Origin of the sequence: Pandoraea anapnoica (assembly GCF_902459765.1) — a bacterium.
Taxonomy (GTDB): Bacteria; Pseudomonadota; Gammaproteobacteria; order Burkholderiales; family Burkholderiaceae; genus Pandoraea; species Pandoraea anapnoica.
In genome coordinates this window covers 140,700-155,112 of sequence record NZ_CABPSP010000008.1, presented here as the reverse complement: position 1 = coordinate 155,112, position 14,413 = coordinate 140,700, and the positions used below count along the sequence as shown (strand labels likewise).

Below are 14,413 nucleotides of genomic sequence, written 5' to 3'. Positions count from 1 at the left end.
TTTTACCGGCCAAGGCGGTAAAACGTCACGGCAAAACAGGCGTTACAAATTACTTTTAGTAATGATTTTTAGTGTTAATAGTATTGACGGTTTATATATCACTGCTACAATCCGCCCGTTGAATCCAGAAAGGCGGCTTCGATGACGGGTAGGCCGACCCGCTCGAGCTTAGCGACAACTACAACATCGACGTGGATTTTCAGTGGCTGGTTTTCTCACCGAGGTCGGGAAACCAGTGTTTTAGGAAGCAGCGCGAGCGATAGCTCGTCAGCGCCAGAGACCTGAACAGGTCGGCGCGCTGCGGCGGTAGCGGCATCGTCCATGACAACACGATGCACCGCCTCTTTCCATATGCCGTAAGTAAGCGCTTGACGGGATGCCTGGCGGGCATACCGGCTTACTTCCTTACGCCCCGGGGCCACCCCGTGGTGACGGCGTAACCGGAGTACGTAGTATGAAGAAGTCTGGTTTATCACCCTGGCTACTGGCCGTGTTCGGTGCGCTTCGCGCGCGCGGCGCGGCAACGGTAGCCTTGGCTCGCCGCGATTGGCGTCGCCTTGCCTGGCACGGCGGTCGTGTTGGACTGTATACGTCCAGCGCGGTCGGTCTGGTTGCCGTGGTTGGTACGCTGGCGCTGTGGGCCCGACCGACGTGGCGCGCCGATATGGCGTCGCGCGTGGGTCCGCTGCTTGAGGCAGCCACGGGTACGGCCAACGCGGCCGGCCAAGGCGCCAGCGGCGGCATCGTCGCACAGGGCACGGCGTCGGATTCGACGATGATGGCGCAAGCGGCGCAGCATGTGCCGTCGGCCGCTGTCCTCGCCGCATATATTCCGAACCAGCGTGTGGCGGCCGATGCGCGCGCCACCAAGGTGCTCGATACGCGTGAGCAGATCGCCGTTGCCGACTATCTCGCACGCCGCTATCGCGTGGCGGGCGACGTGACGGGCAACCTCGTGCGCGCGGCTTACTCTACGGGCAAGGAAGTCGGACTCGATCCGCTGTTGCTGCTCGCCGTGATGGCCATCGAATCGGGTTTCAACCCGTATGCCGAGAGCACCGTTGGTGCGCAGGGCCTCATGCAGGTCATGTCGAAAGTGCATCAGGACAAGCTCGAATACTTCGGCGGTCCGGAAGCTGCGTTGCATCCGCTGGCCAATATCAAGGTCGGTGCACTGATCCTGAAGGAATGCATCGCACGTGGCGGTTCGCTCGCGGGCGGTCTGCGTCTGTATGTCGGATCGACCAGCGCCGGTGACGGTGGCTATGGTGCGAAGGTGCTCGCCGAGCGCGACCGTCTGCGTGGTGTGACCATGGGACGCAAGGTCTCGCCGAACGAGCCGCAAGCGCCGGTGATCGTCAGCTCGGCCAAGCCGGTTGCGAAGCCGGTTTCGACCGGCAAGTCGGCCGACCCGACGGAATCGGCTCCTGCGCCTGCAGCGTCGAACTCGAACGGCAAGGCGGCCGCGGCTGCCAAGCCGCTCGAAGCGGACGACAGCACGGCAGCCTGAACGATCGGCATCTGCCGACGACCTCGCGATGCGCCACGGCCGGCGCATCCATCGGCCAGCAAGGCTATCTATATATAGAGACGCACTGCGCAGCCAACAAAAAACCCATCGAATCGCTTCGATGGGTTTTTTGTTTTGGCGCGAGGAAAACCGCTCAGCCTGACGTGAAGACTCTGCCGATCCGGTCCATCGCCTCGTGAAGCTGTTCGAGCGACGTGGCGTACGACAAGCGGATGTAGTGACGTGGCTCGGCGAACCCGAAGTCGAGGCCGGGCACCAGCACGACATCGGCCTGCTGAAGCAGCGCTTGCGTGAGACGGTCGCTATCGCCAGCGTGCGCATGCGGGACACCCGTGCAGTCGGCGTAGACGTAGAACGCGCCGTCCGGCATGACCGGCACCTTGAAGCTCAGGCGCTCCAGCGCAGGCACAACGTAATCGCGACGTTGGCGGAACGCTTCCTTGCGAGTTTCGTAAATCGCCAGCGTTTCGGGGAGGAAACATGCCGTTGCAGCATGCTGCGCCACCGCCGACGGGCAGATGAACAGATTCTGCGAAAGCTTCTCGAACGTCGGCACCAGAGACGGCGGCACCACCAGCCAGCCCAGACGCCACCCCGTCATGTTGAAGTACTTCGAGAAGCTGCTCACGACCAGCACGTCGTCGCCGAAGCTCAGCGCGGTCGTCGGCTTGCCGTCATACGACAGCCCCTGATAGATCTCGTCGACGAGCGTGAAGCCGCCACGCGCGCGCACCGTCTTCACAATACGTGCAAGTTCGTCGGTCTCGATGGACGTGCCCGTCGGATTCGATGGCGACGCGAGCAGTACACCCTTCGTCTTCGGCCCCCAATGGGATTCGATGCGCTCAGCCGTAAGCTGGAAACGCTCCGCCGGACCCGACGGAATCAGCACCGGCTTGCCGTCGAACGTCGACACGAAGTGACGGTTGCACGGATAGCAGGGGTCCGGCATCAGCACTTCGTCGCCCACCCCCACGAGCGCTGCACAGGCCAGCACGAGCGCAGCCGAGGCGCCGGCCGTCACAACGATGCGCGACGGATCGACCTCCACCCCGTAAAAACTACGGTAGTAGCCGGAAATGGCTTCGCGCAGCGCGGGAACGCCCATCGCGCTGGTGTATTGCGTCCGGCCGTCGCGCATGGCTTTCGCCGCAGCCTCGATGACCGCTTCGGGGGCCGTGAAATCCGGCTCCCCAATCCCCATGTGGATCACATGGTGCCCCGCCTTCTCACGCAACGCGGCCTGCTTGGCCAACTCCATCACGTGAAAAGGGGCGATGTCGTCGACACGTTGCGCCAGTGTCAGCGCGGAAGCGAGGTTGGGCATGCGGTCCATATCGGGGGGAGGACGGGGGGGCTTACGTACGTTGGAACGTCAGGCGCTCTTGCCGCGACCGCCGTTGCCGCCATTGCGGTTGGCTGCGACCTCAGCCGGACGAACCTCGGCGGCGAACTTGTCGAGCACGCCGTTCACGAAACGGTGACCGTCCGGTCCGCCGAACGTCTTCACGACTTCGACCGCCTCGTTGATCACCACACGGTACGGCACGTCCTGAAGATGAATCAGTTCGTACGCACCCGCGATGAGCGCGGCATGTTCGATCGGCGACAGCTGCGCTGCCGGTCTGTCCAGATGCGGCTGGAGTTGCTCCGACAGGGCGTCGGCTTCGCGGATGCTGCCGTACAGAACAGCTTCCAGCAGGGCCTGATCCGCCTTGTCGTAGCCAGGGGTGGAGCGCAGGTGAGCATCGATCTCACTCGCGTGGCCGCGCGAAATCAGCCATTGATACACTCCTTGCAGCGCAAATTCGCGCGCGCGGCGCCGTGCACTCTTCATTACCGATCTTCCTCTTCTTCGTCTTCGTCTTCATCTTCTGCATCGTCGCCACTCAACATGTCGATGGCTTCGAGCAGATTGGCCATTTCCACCGCCACGCGAGCCGCATCGCGACCCTTCTCGGCGGCGCGCACTTCGGCCTGTTCGTCGTTTTCGGTCGTCAGCACCGCGTTAGCGATGGGGATGCCGAAATCCAGACCGATGCGCGTAATGCCGGCGCCGCTTTCGTTCGACACCAGCTCAAAGTGATACGTCTCGCCACGGATCACCGCGCCGAGCGCGATGAGCGCGTCGAACTGCCCGCTTTCGGCCATCTTCTGCAATGCCAGCGGAATTTCCAGCGCGCCGGGCACCGTCACCAGCAAGACGTCTTCGCCGTCGACGCCAAGGCGGTCGAGTTCGGCCACGGCTGCGGCGCGCAGCGCGGTGCAGACCGCGTCGTTGAATCGTGCTTGCACGATGCCCACGCGTAGGCCTTCACCGTCGAGTTCCGGCTGGTATTGTCCGATTTCCATAATGGGCTTCCTCAAAAAAGTACCGTCCAGGCGGTGCGGCCAACGTTATGCCGACATGCCCGAGACAGGCAATGCTCGGCAAGATGACGCCCCGCCAAAGACGGGACGCCGATACAAGGTAACTCAGGCAGTCGCGGCGCCGGGCATCGGTTGGAAACCGGTGACCTCAAGGCCATAGCCTGCCATGTTGGGAATCTTGCGCGGACTCGACAGGACTCGCATTTTACCGACACCCAGCTCACGCAGGATCTGCGCGCCAACGCCGTGCGTACGGAAGTCCACCGGGCGGCGCTTGGCGCGTGCGGCCTTCTCGGTTTCGTCGAGGGCTTCGAACTGGTTGAACAGATGCTCGGGTGTCTCGACGCAGTTCAGCAGCACGACTACACCTTTGCCTTCTTCGGCAATCGCCTTCATCGCGCCGCCCAGCGTCCACGAGTGGGTCGACACGCCGGTCTCCAGCAGGTCCATCACCGACAGCGGCTCGTGCACGCGCACCAGCGTCTCTTCGTCGGGCGACGGCACGCCACGCACCAGCGCCAGATGCGGATTGCCGCTCGGCTTGTCGCGATAGAGCGTGGCCTGGAAGGGGCCCCATGCCGTTTGCATCTCGCGCGACGACACCGTCTCGATCATCGATTCGGTACGGCTGCGATAGTGGATGAGATCGACGATGGTGCCGATCTTGATGCTGTGCTGCTCGGCGAACTCCAGCAACTGCGGCAGACGCGCCATCGTGCCGTCGTCGTTCATGATCTCGCAGATGACGGCCGCAGGCGTGAGGCCGGCCATCGCCGTCAGGTCGCAACCGGCTTCGGTGTGACCGGCGCGCACCAGCACGCCGCCGGGTTGCGCCATGATCGGGAACACGTGACCCGGCTGGACGATATCTTCGGGACGGGCGTCGCGCGAAATCGCTGTCTTCACCGTATGGGCGCGGTCGGCGGCGGAGATGCCCGTGGTCACGCCTTCGGCCGCTTCGATCGACAGCGTGAACGCCGTGCCGTACTGCGTGCCGTTACGATACGTCATCAGCGGCAGGTTGAGCTGTTTGCAGCGCGCTTGCGTGAGCGTGAGGCAAATCAGGCCACGACCGTACTTCGCCATGAAGTTGATGGCTTCGGGCGTTGCGAATTCGGCTGCCATGACCAGGTCGCCTTCGTTTTCACGATCTTCCTCGTCAACGAGGACAACCATGCGGCCGGCCTTGAGCTCGGCAATGATTTCTTCTGTAGTGGCCAACGGCATAGCGGCAACGCGGGGCTCGATTTGGAAAGGCTCTATTCTACGCCAAGCCGGTGCGCGGCTGCGTCCGATCTAGCGCATCGGACAACGGAAAAGCGTCAATACAAAGGCATTGACCTAAGTGAATGTGGTGACTATAGTTAGGCATATGACTAACCAATCCATTCCCCTCGATCGGATATTTCAGGCGCTATCCGATCCCACACGTCGTGCGGTCGTTGAGCGCCTGACGCTGGGCCCGGCGTCCGTGAGCGAACTGGCGCGTCCGTTTTCGATGGCGCTGCCGTCCTTCTCGCAGCATCTGAGCGTGCTGGAGGAGAGCGGGCTGGTCGTCTCGCGCAAGACCGGACGCGTGCGGACTTACGCGCTGGAGACCGAAACGCTGGCGGGCGCACAGGATTGGCTCCAGTTGCAGCGTGACAAGTGGACGCGCCGCCTCGACCAACTCGATAACTATCTATTGCAGATGAAGGAGACGTGACGATGAGCCAACCCAACCTGTTCTCGGTGGACCCGAAGCTGGACCTGGTGCTGGAGCGCTATGTCGACGTGCCGTGCGAGCGCGTCTGGGCCGCGTGGACGCAGCCGGAACATCTCAAGAAGTGGTTCACGCCTGCGCCCTGGCAAACGGTCGAGTGCGAAATCGATCTGCGTCCGGGCGGTCTGTTTCACACCGTCATGCGCTCGCCGGAAGGGCAGCAGTTTCCGAACGTCGGCTGCTATCTGGAAGTGGTTGAAAATTCGCGGCTCGTATGGACGAACGCGGTGCTGCCCGGCTTCCGTCCCGCGCCTGCGCCGGTGGCTGAACACGGTGGCTTTCAGTTCACCGCCGCCGTGCTGATGGAGACGCAAGGCAAGGGCACGCGCTACACGGCGATTGCCATGCACGGCAACGAAGCCACGCGCGCACAGCACGAGGCCATGGGCTTCCACGACGGCTGGGGCAAGGCGCTGGATCAACTGGTCGATCTGATGAAGTAACCCGGCTGAAGTCATCGGCCGCAGACGTATGAAAAAAGGGGATGTGCCCGAAAGCACATCCCCTTTTTCTTTGCTCGTCACGCACGCCTGAGCGATGGCCGAATGACCGGCGACTTAGGCGCCCAGATAAGCGCGCTTGATGTCGTCGTTTGCGAGCAGATTGTCGGCCGAATCGGCGAGCACGACGCGCCCGGTTTCGAGCACGTAACCGCGGTCGGCCACGTGCAGCGCCTTGTTCGCGTTTTGCTCCACCAGAAACACCGTCACGCCTTCTTCGCGAATCGCACGAATAATGTCGAAGATCTGCGCGATCACGAGCGGTGCGAGGCCGAGTGTCGGTTCATCGAGCAACAACAGACGCGGACGGCTCATCAACGCGCGCCCGATGGCGAGCATCTGCTGTTCGCCGCCGGACATCGTGCCCGCGCGCTGTTTGCCACGCTGTGCGAGCCGGGGGAACAGCTTGAAGACGTGATCCATGCCTGCATCGATTTCGTCTTTGGACGCGAAGAAGCCGCCCATCTTCAGGTTCTCGATGACCGTCAGGCTCGGAAACACGCGACGGCCTTCTGGCGAAATCGCCATGCCCATGCGCATGATTTCGTGCGTTGGACGGTTGGTGATGTCGTTGCCCTCGAACATCACGCGACCGCTCGATGCACGGGGCGTGCCGCACACGGTCATCATCAGCGTGGTCTTGCCAGCACCGTTACTGCCGATGAGCGTGACGATCTCGCCCTTGTTCACTTCGATGGACACGCCCGAGAGCGCCTCGACGGCCCCGTAATGGGTGTGGATCTGTTCCAGCTTGAGCATTATTCCTCCCCGAGGTAGGCCTTGATGACGCGCGGGTCGTTGCGCACCTCGTCGGGCTTGCCGGTCATGATCGGCTTGCCGTGTTCCATCACGAGAATCCGGTCGGAGACGCCCATCACAAGACTCATGTCGTGCTCGATGAGCAGCACCGAAATGCCGAACTCGTTACGCAGGTTGTCCACGAGTTGCTGCAGCTCGACCTTCTCCTGCGGGTTCAGGCCGGCTGCCGGTTCGTCGAGCATCAGCAGACGCGGCTCGGTGATCATGCATCGTGCGATCTCGAGGCGGCGCTGGTGGCCGTATGACAGCGTGCCGGCTTCGCGGTTGGCGACCGGCGTGAGACCCAGACGATCGAGCCACATCTTCGCGCGTTCAAGCGCCGTGCGCTCCGAGCGACGAAACGCGCCCGTCGAGAGCAGCCCTTGCAGAAAACCGGTGTGCACGGTCATGTGCTGCGCGACGAGCAGGTTCTCCACCACCGTCAACTGACGGAACAGACGAATGTTCTGGAACGTGCGCACCAGACCGCGACGCGCCACCATATGGCTCGGCAAGCCGGTGATGTCGTTGCCGTCAAGCACGATCGATCCGCCCGTGGGACGGTAGAAGCCGCCCACGCAGTTGAAGACGGTCGTCTTGCCTGCGCCATTCGGACCGATAATCGCGAAGACTTCGTTCTTGCGGACGTCGAACTCGACGCCGTCGACAGCCAGCAGACCGCCGAAGCGCATCTGAAGGCCGGAGAGTTTCAACAGTTCTGCACTCATTGCGGCAACTCCACATGCGGGCGGGTGGCGGGCAGCAGACCTTGCGGACGCCACATCATCATCAGCACCATCACCAGACCGAAGATCAGCATGCGGTACTCGGCAAAGTCACGTGCCACTTCGGGCAGAATCGTCAGCAGGATGGCCGCGAGAATCACACCGATCTGTGAGCCCATGCCGCCGAGCACCACCACGGCGAGAATCAGCGCCGATTCGATGAACGTGAACGATTCCGGCGTGACCAGCCCCTGACGCGCAGCGAAGAACGCCCCGGCCAGACCCGCGAACGATGCGCCCAGCGTGAATGCCGAGAGCTTGATGCGCGTGGGGTTCAGACCGAGCGAGCGGCAGGCGATTTCGTCTTCGCGCAGGGCTTCCCATGCGCGACCGATCGGCATGCGGATCAGGCGGCTCGTGACGAACAGCGTGAAGCCGACCAGCGCGAACGCGAGCAGATACAGCCAGATCACCATATGACCGCCGCTGTAATCCAGCCCGATCAGTTCATGGAATGTCTTCGCCCCTTCCACGCTCGACGAGCGCGCCATCTCGAAGCCGAACACGCTGGGCTTCGGAATGCCCGACACGCCGTCGGGACCGCCGGTCAGGCTCGTCAGATTATTGAGCAGCAGGCGAATGATTTCGCCGAAGCCCAACGTCACGATGGCGAGATAGTCACCGCGCAGACGCAGCACCGGGAAGCCCAGCAGGAAGCCGAACGTCGCTGACATCAGTGCGGCGAGCGGGAGGCATTCCCAGAAGGTCAGACCGAAGTACTGATTGAGCAGCGCGTACGTGTAACCGCCGACGGCATAGAAGCCGACATAGCCCAGATCGAGCAGACCGGCGAAGCCCACGACGATGTTCAGGCCAAGACCCAGCACACAGTAGATGAGCGCAAGCGTCGCGACGTCCACCGCACCGCGCGAACCGACGAACGGCCACACGAGACCGACGGCGAGCAGTACCCACATGGCGGTCAGTTGCTGACGACGCCCCATCGTGGGCATCGTCGGCAGCTTCACCGCGCGCTTGGTGCGGATCAGGAACGGCTTGATCAACTGGAACACGAACACGACGGCGGTCGCGATCCACACCGGACGCCAATGCTGTTCGAGCACAACCTTGTAGCCGTCGAGCTTCAGTTGCAGGCCCAGGATGGGGGCCGTGAGGATGATCGTCACGATTGCGGCAATGACCGCACCCTTGAGCGTCTCTCCTGCCGGCGCGCGGTTGGCGGCGCCGGACTTCATGGTGAGTTGTTGTGTCATGGTCGACCTCAGACTTTCTCGACGTCAGGCTTGCCCAGCAGGCCGGTCGGGCGGAACAGCAGCACCAGCACCAGCAGGCAGAACGCCACGATGTCTTTGTACTCGGAGGGCATGTAGCCCGAGGCGAGCGTCTCCGCCAGGCCCAGCAACACGCCGCCCAGCATTGCGCCGGGAATGCTGCCGATACCGCCCAGCACCGCTGCCGTAAAGGCCTTGATGCCGGCGATGAAGCCGATGTACGGATTGAGCTTGCCGATGGTCAGGCCGATCAGCACGCCGCCCACGGCCGCGAGCATGGCACCGAGAATGAACGTGAACGAGATCACGCGATTCGTATCGATGCCGAGCAGGTTGGCCATGCGCATGTCCTCGGCGCAGGCACGGCAGGCGCGGCCCATACGCGAGTTAGCGATGAACAGCGTGAGCAGAATCATCAGTGCCACCGTCACGCCCACGATCAGCATGCGAGCGTAGGGAATCGTCACGGTGAAGTCGCCCATCGGAATATCGATGGCGCCGGAGATCAGCATCGGCACCGAAACATCGCGTGCGCCCTGACCGATCTGCACGTAGTTCTGCAGGAAGATGGACATACCGATCGCGGAGATCAGCGGTCCGAGACGAGGTCCGCCGCGCAGCGGGCGATACGCCACCCGCTCGATCGCGAAGCCGTAAAGGCCCGTGACCAGCACCGATACCAGCAGCGCTGCGCCCAGCACGAGCGGCAAGGGGTAGCCCGCCGCCGTTCCGATTGCAGTCAGTGTGACAAGCCCGACATAGGCGCCGATCATATAGATCTCGCCGTGGGCAAAGTTGATCATGCCGATGATGCCGTAGACCATTGTGTAGCCAATGGCAATCAGCGCGTAGATCGCGCCCAGCGTCAGGCCATTGACCAGTTGCTGGGCAAGCTGTGGGAAAAATTCGTTCATGCGGGAAGCCTCGCGACTAGCGGGGGCCGAGCGCGAATGCGAGCCGCCCGCCGGGGTCGGCGGGCGGCTGGGGGTGATTCGCTGGCCGGTAAAGCGTCAGGGAATCAGTTGGCTGCGGTCTTGGTAGCGTCCTTGTGCCAGGTGAAGACCACGAACTTGAACGACTTCAGATCGCCGGCAGCGTCATAAGCCACCTTGCCGATCGGCGTGTCGAACGTGTTGGCGTGGAGGTACTTCGCCACCTTTTCCGAGTCGGTGCTCTTCGCGCCGGCGATGCTCTTGGCGATCAGTTGCACGCCCGTGTAGGCCGGCATCTGGAACGGACCGTTCGGATCGCGCTTGGCGTCGGCGAAGGCCTTCACCAGCTTGGCGTTGGCCGGGTCGGCAGCGAAGTCGGCCGGCAGCGTCACGAGCATGCCTTCCGAAGCCGGACCGGCGATAGCCGTCACGTCCTTGTTGCCCACGCCTTCCGGTCCCATGAACGTGGCCTTCACGCCTTGCTCACGTGCCTGACGCAGCAGCAGACCCATTTCCGGGTGGTAGCCGCCGAAGTAGACGAAGTCCACGCCTTGCGCCTTGAGCTTGGTAATGACAGCCGAGTAGTCCGAGTCGCCAGCGTTGATGCCTTCGAACAGCACGACCGGCACCTTGGCGGCGTCGAGGTCCTTCTTCACCGACGTGGCGATACCCTGACCGTACGACTGCTTGTCGTGCAGCACGGCAACCTTCTTCGGCTTGACCTTGTTGATGATGTACTGAGCGGCTGCCGGACCTTGCTGGTCGTCACGGCCGATCGTACGGAAGATGAAGTGGCGCTTCTTGCCTTCGGTCAGTTGCGGTGCAGTGGCCGACGGCGTGATCATCACGACGCCTTCGTTTTCGTAGATGTCCGATGCCGGGATCGTCGAGCCCGAGCACACGTGACCGATCACATACTTGATCTTCTGGCTGACGATCTTGTTGGCGACGGCGACAGCCTGCTTCGGCTCGCATGCGTCATCCATGAACACGGCTTCGAGCTTGTTGCCGTTCGCGCCGCCAGCTGCGTTGACTTCTTCAATCGCGGTCAGCGCACCGGCCTTGACCATGTCGCCGTACTGAGCAACCGAGCCGCTGAACGGGCCGGCGATGGCGATCTTGACGGTCTCTGCATTGGCAGCCGTTCCGAGGAGGGCGAGAGCAGCGGCAACGAACAGGGATTTGTGACGAAACTGCATTGTGGACATCTCCTTGATTTGTATTTTTTGACTACCCCGTGGTGCGGTAGCCTTAATCGACTGCTAAACCTGGTCGGTATTGGATCCTTCAAACCGCTGGCGGCCTGAACGATGCGCCATAGTAGCGTAATACGCTCTTTAATAGAAACAGGTATCCTGAGTCCCCCGAAAACCCGCATGGATAAAGGGTTTCAAAAGGGTCATAAGAAAAAAATAAGAGTCGTCACAGCGATTCTCCGTAGTACTACGCAGATTGGAAAATCGGTGAATGTCACGTGAGTCTGCAAATGAGGGCCATGTTGAATAGATGCGACGAAATAGGCGTCAGGACATTTTGGATACAATCCGGCGCGTATTGAAATCCAATCGTCGGCACTTTGCATTCAGCCGCACCGGTTCGGCGGGTCACATCTATGACGACATCTGTGTTGCCGTATCCGGGCGCATATATCCATGAATAGACGCCAGCCTTACATCGGCAGCGGGTGACGCCGGGTGCGCGATGCGCGGATCAGCGCGAGAAACGCGGCGAGAATCGGCGAATCGTCGTCGCGCCGGTACATGCAGTTCAGTTCGATGGAGCGCAGCCGCTGCGATTTCAACGGCCGGTACACCACACCGGGCAATCGCAGATTCGCGGCCGACTCGGTCGTGACGCACACGCCGAAGCGACTCGCCACGAGTGCAATCGACGTCACCACATCCTCCACCTCCTGCTCTACGCGCAGCGTCACACCCTCGGCGCGAAATGCGGCGGCCACTTCTTCTGCGAGTCCGGGCACTGGTGCGTTCGGGTAGAGAATCATCCGCTCGTTATCTAGATCGGCGAGCGTGAGCGATGCGCGCTTGCATAGCGGGTGCCCTTCATAAAGCGCGACGAGAAACGGCTCGCGGTGAATCCAGTCCACCACAAGATCCGGTTCGTCCGGAATCAGCCGGTTGAAGCCGATGGCGATGCGCCGCTCGCGCAGTGCCGCGATCTGTTCCGTCTTCGACAGGTTGTGCAGACCGATCTTCACTTCGGGGCGCTCGGTGTGGAAGTCTGCGAGCAGCCGCGGGATCACGTTGAGAATGCCGGAACTGAAGATGCCGACATCGAGCCGCCCGATGTAACCGTCACCGGCCAGCCGCGTCTGTTCTTCCGCGCGGCGCGTGAGCGAGAGGATGTTCGGTACCTCGGCTAGCAGCGTCTGTCCGGCGGCGGTCAGCGTCGCGCCTTTGGGGGTGCGCACGAAGAGCGCGGTGCCGAGTTGCGCCTCCAGTGCGTGGATGTGACGGGTGAGCGGCGGCTGCGCCATGTTCAGCCGTTCGGCGGCGCGTCCGAAATGGCCTTCCTGCGCCACCGCGAGGAAGTACCGCATTTGCTTGATGTCCATGATCCAGATGCTCAATGTCAATACCGAAATAGTATCGGAATCTGGAAATTTGGTATTGGACGGTATCCCGTCGCGCGCGCATTATGGCTGCACGAAGCCGCTCTATCGAGCATTTCAGGAGACAGCATCATGCCAATCGTACATATCAATCTGATCGAGGGCCGCGATGACGCCGCCGTCAAAGCCTGCGTGAAGGCCGTGGCGCGCACCGTGCACGAGACGCTCGGCGCACCGCTCGAATCGATTCGCGTCTTTGCGACGCAGGTGCCGGCCGCCCACTGGGCGGTGGGCGAGCGCACGAAGGACGAGCCGGCAGCACCGGCCAAGGCGGGTGCGTAATGGGCAACGCCATCCAACGCGACGTCGCTACACAGGCGCGTCTCCAGCAGGCCGCCGATGCGCTGCTCGAAGCCGAACGCTCGCACCGCTTCATCGCCCCGCTGCGCGACACGTTCGCGCCGCTCACCATCGACGACGCCTACGCCATTCAGCGCATCAACACCGAACGACGCCTCGCGGCCGGTCGCCGTATCGTCGGCTGCAAGATCGGCCTGACGTCGGTCGCCGTTCAGAAGCAACTCGGTGTCGATCAGCCTGACTTCGGCCTGTTATTCGACGACATGGGCTATGGCGACGGCGAACCGATTCCTGCCTCGATCCTTACGCAACCGAAGATCGAAGCCGAGATTGCGTTCGTGATCGGCCGTGATCTGAACGTCGAGCATCCGGGCCAGCTGGATGTGCTCAATGCCATCGAGTACGCGCTGCCCGCGCTGGAAATCGTCGGCAGCCGCGTGGCCGACTGGAATATCCGTATTACCGACACGATTGCCGATAACGCCTCGTCGTCGGCTTATGTGATCGGCAACACGCCGAAGAAGCTCTCGGAATTCGACGTCCGCATGTGCGGCATGGTGCTTGAGCGTCGTGGCGAGCCGGTCTCGGTCGGCGCAGGGGCGGCCTGTCTGGGTAGCCCGATCAACGCCGTTGTGTGGCTCGCGCGCACGATGGCTGCGGTGGGCACGCCGCTCAAGGCGGGCGATCTGGTGCTCTCGGGCGCCCTCGGGCCGATGGCCGCCGTCACCCCGGGCGATATTTTCGAGACCCGCATCAATGGCCTGGGCTCGGTCCGCGCCGTCTTTGAACCTGCCAGCGAGGCTGCACGATGAGCCACATCCACGATTACGCCAAGCTGCTCGACGACGCAGCGCATTTCGCCCACGAAGTCGAACAGTTCGACACCGATAACCGTCTGTCGCTCGACGACGCCTACGCCATTCAGGCCGCCTCGCTGGCGCGCCGCGCCGAGCGTGGCGAGACGCGCGTCGGCGTGAAGATGGGGTTCACCAGCCGCGCGAAGATGATTCAGATGGGGCTGTCCGATGTGATCTGGGGGCGTCTGACGTCCGGCATGCAGATCGAAGAGGGCACGTCCATCGACTTCAAGCGTTACGTGCATCCGCGCGTCGAGCCGGAAATTGCCTTCATTCTGAAGAAGCCGCTCGAAGGCAACGTCACCGGGCCGCAGGCGCTGGCAGCAGTCGAGGCAATTGCGCCGGCCATCGAGATCATCGACTCGCGCTACAAGGACTTCAAGTTCACGTTGCCGGAAGTGATTGCCGACAACGCTTCGTCCAGCGGTTTCGTGATCGGCGCGTGGCATAGCCCACACGTCGACTTCTCGAATCTGGGGCTGGCGATGTCGATCAACGGCCGCACTGTGCAGGTCGGTTCGACGGCGGCGCTGCTGGGCCATCCGCTGCGCTCGCTCGTGGCGGCGGCGCGTCTGTCGGCGGCGGCCGGCGAGCCGTTGCAGGCGGGCTGGATCGTGATGGCGGGCGGCGCGACACCGGCCGAGTACATCCAGCCGGGGCAGTATGTGTCGGTCGAGATGGAATCGCTCGGTCGCGTGGGCTTCCACGTCTAAG

At 62.5% G+C, this 14,413-nt stretch carries 16 protein-coding genes; 6 read left to right on the top strand and 10 right to left on the bottom strand.

Annotated elements, in window-relative coordinates; genetic code table 11:
• Window positions 1–454 precede the first annotated feature (454 nt).
• Window positions 455–1,510: a lytic transglycosylase domain-containing protein gene (locus PAN31117_RS14625; RefSeq protein ID WP_150738810.1), complete on the top strand. Its 1,056-nt coding sequence runs from the start codon at window positions 455–457 to the stop codon at window positions 1,508–1,510.
• A gap of 154 nt (window positions 1,511–1,664) precedes the next feature.
• Here the strand turns inward: PAN31117_RS14625 and PAN31117_RS14620 are convergent, their stop codons facing one another.
• From PAN31117_RS14620 to ribBA, 4 genes are all read right to left on the bottom strand, one after another.
• Entirely contained in the window at window positions 1,665–2,867 is a 1,203-nt protein-coding gene (locus PAN31117_RS14620; protein WP_150738809.1) for a pyridoxal phosphate-dependent aminotransferase, read from the bottom strand.
• Between the two features lie 39 nt (window positions 2,868–2,906).
• Window positions 2,907–3,368, bottom strand: a complete 462-nt coding sequence (nusB, locus tag PAN31117_RS14615; protein WP_150738808.1) for a transcription antitermination factor NusB — start codon at window positions 3,366–3,368, stop codon at window positions 2,907–2,909.
• Window positions 3,368–3,883 carry a 6,7-dimethyl-8-ribityllumazine synthase gene (gene ribH / locus PAN31117_RS14610; RefSeq protein WP_150738807.1) on the bottom strand — a complete coding sequence of 172 codons (516 nt, stop codon included), beginning with the start codon at window positions 3,881–3,883 and terminating at the stop codon, window positions 3,368–3,370. Before ribH ends, nusB begins: the two co-directional genes overlap by 1 nt.
• A gap of 123 nt (window positions 3,884–4,006) precedes the next feature.
• Entirely contained in the window at window positions 4,007–5,128 is a 1,122-nt protein-coding gene (gene ribBA, locus PAN31117_RS14605; protein WP_150738806.1) for a bifunctional 3,4-dihydroxy-2-butanone-4-phosphate synthase/GTP cyclohydrolase II, read from the bottom strand.
• Window positions 5,129–5,273: 145 nt separating this feature from the next.
• Here ribBA and PAN31117_RS14600 point away from each other — a divergent pair, with 145 nt between their 5' ends.
• Both PAN31117_RS14600 and PAN31117_RS14595 read left to right on the top strand, forming a co-directional pair.
• Window positions 5,274–5,606 (top strand): ArsR/SmtB family transcription factor, encoded by a 333-nt coding sequence (locus PAN31117_RS14600; protein WP_150738805.1) that lies wholly within the window; start codon window positions 5,274–5,276, stop codon window positions 5,604–5,606.
• Between the two features lie 2 nt (window positions 5,607–5,608).
• Window positions 5,609–6,106 carry an SRPBCC family protein gene (locus tag PAN31117_RS14595; protein ID WP_150738804.1) on the top strand — a complete coding sequence of 166 codons (498 nt, stop codon included), beginning with the start codon at window positions 5,609–5,611 and terminating at the stop codon, window positions 6,104–6,106.
• 114 nt (window positions 6,107–6,220) lie between these two features.
• Here PAN31117_RS14595 and PAN31117_RS14590 read toward each other — a convergent pair whose 3' ends face one another.
• The 6 genes from PAN31117_RS14590 to PAN31117_RS14565 all read right to left on the bottom strand — a co-directional run bounded on the left by PAN31117_RS14590 (window position 6,221) and on the right by PAN31117_RS14565 (window position 12,485).
• Window positions 6,221–6,922 (bottom strand): ABC transporter ATP-binding protein, encoded by a 702-nt coding sequence (locus PAN31117_RS14590; protein ID WP_039400315.1) that lies wholly within the window; start codon window positions 6,920–6,922, stop codon window positions 6,221–6,223.
• Window positions 6,922–7,689 carry a high-affinity branched-chain amino acid ABC transporter ATP-binding protein LivG gene (gene livG, locus PAN31117_RS14585; RefSeq protein WP_150577623.1) on the bottom strand — a complete coding sequence of 256 codons (768 nt, stop codon included), beginning with the start codon at window positions 7,687–7,689 and terminating at the stop codon, window positions 6,922–6,924. Before livG ends, PAN31117_RS14590 begins: the two co-directional genes overlap by 1 nt.
• On the bottom strand, window positions 7,686–8,960 hold the full coding sequence (locus PAN31117_RS14580) for a high-affinity branched-chain amino acid ABC transporter permease LivM (RefSeq protein ID WP_150738803.1): 1,275 nt from the start codon (window positions 8,958–8,960) through the stop codon (window positions 7,686–7,688). The genes livG and PAN31117_RS14580 overlap by 4 nt, the downstream gene beginning before the upstream one ends.
• 8 nt (window positions 8,961–8,968) lie before the next feature.
• The gene (gene livH, locus PAN31117_RS14575; RefSeq protein WP_044454576.1) at window positions 8,969–9,892 is read right to left on the bottom strand and encodes a high-affinity branched-chain amino acid ABC transporter permease LivH; all 924 of its coding nucleotides are present in this window, start codon (window positions 9,890–9,892) and stop codon (window positions 8,969–8,971) included.
• A gap of 104 nt (window positions 9,893–9,996) precedes the next feature.
• Window positions 9,997–11,109: a branched-chain amino acid ABC transporter substrate-binding protein gene (locus tag PAN31117_RS14570; RefSeq protein WP_095178473.1), complete on the bottom strand. Its 1,113-nt coding sequence runs from the start codon at window positions 11,107–11,109 to the stop codon at window positions 9,997–9,999.
• A gap of 470 nt (window positions 11,110–11,579) precedes the next feature.
• Window positions 11,580–12,485, bottom strand: coding sequence for a LysR family transcriptional regulator (locus PAN31117_RS14565; protein ID WP_150577625.1), 906 nt, complete (start codon window positions 12,483–12,485; stop codon window positions 11,580–11,582).
• A gap of 129 nt (window positions 12,486–12,614) precedes the next feature.
• Between PAN31117_RS14565 and PAN31117_RS14560 the strand changes: the two genes are divergently transcribed.
• The 3 genes from PAN31117_RS14560 to PAN31117_RS14550 are packed head-to-tail and all read left to right on the top strand — an operon-like array spanning window position 12,615 to window position 14,412.
• Window positions 12,615–12,824 carry a tautomerase family protein gene (locus PAN31117_RS14560; RefSeq protein ID WP_039400297.1) on the top strand — a complete coding sequence of 70 codons (210 nt, stop codon included), beginning with the start codon at window positions 12,615–12,617 and terminating at the stop codon, window positions 12,822–12,824.
• Window positions 12,824–13,654, top strand: coding sequence for a 2-keto-4-pentenoate hydratase (locus PAN31117_RS14555; RefSeq protein WP_150738802.1), 831 nt, complete (start codon window positions 12,824–12,826; stop codon window positions 13,652–13,654). Before PAN31117_RS14560 ends, PAN31117_RS14555 begins: the two co-directional genes overlap by 1 nt.
• Entirely contained in the window at window positions 13,651–14,412 is a 762-nt protein-coding gene (locus PAN31117_RS14550) for a 2-keto-4-pentenoate hydratase (protein ID WP_039400294.1), read from the top strand. The genes PAN31117_RS14555 and PAN31117_RS14550 overlap by 4 nt, the downstream gene beginning before the upstream one ends.
• Window position 14,413 lies beyond the last annotated feature (1 nt).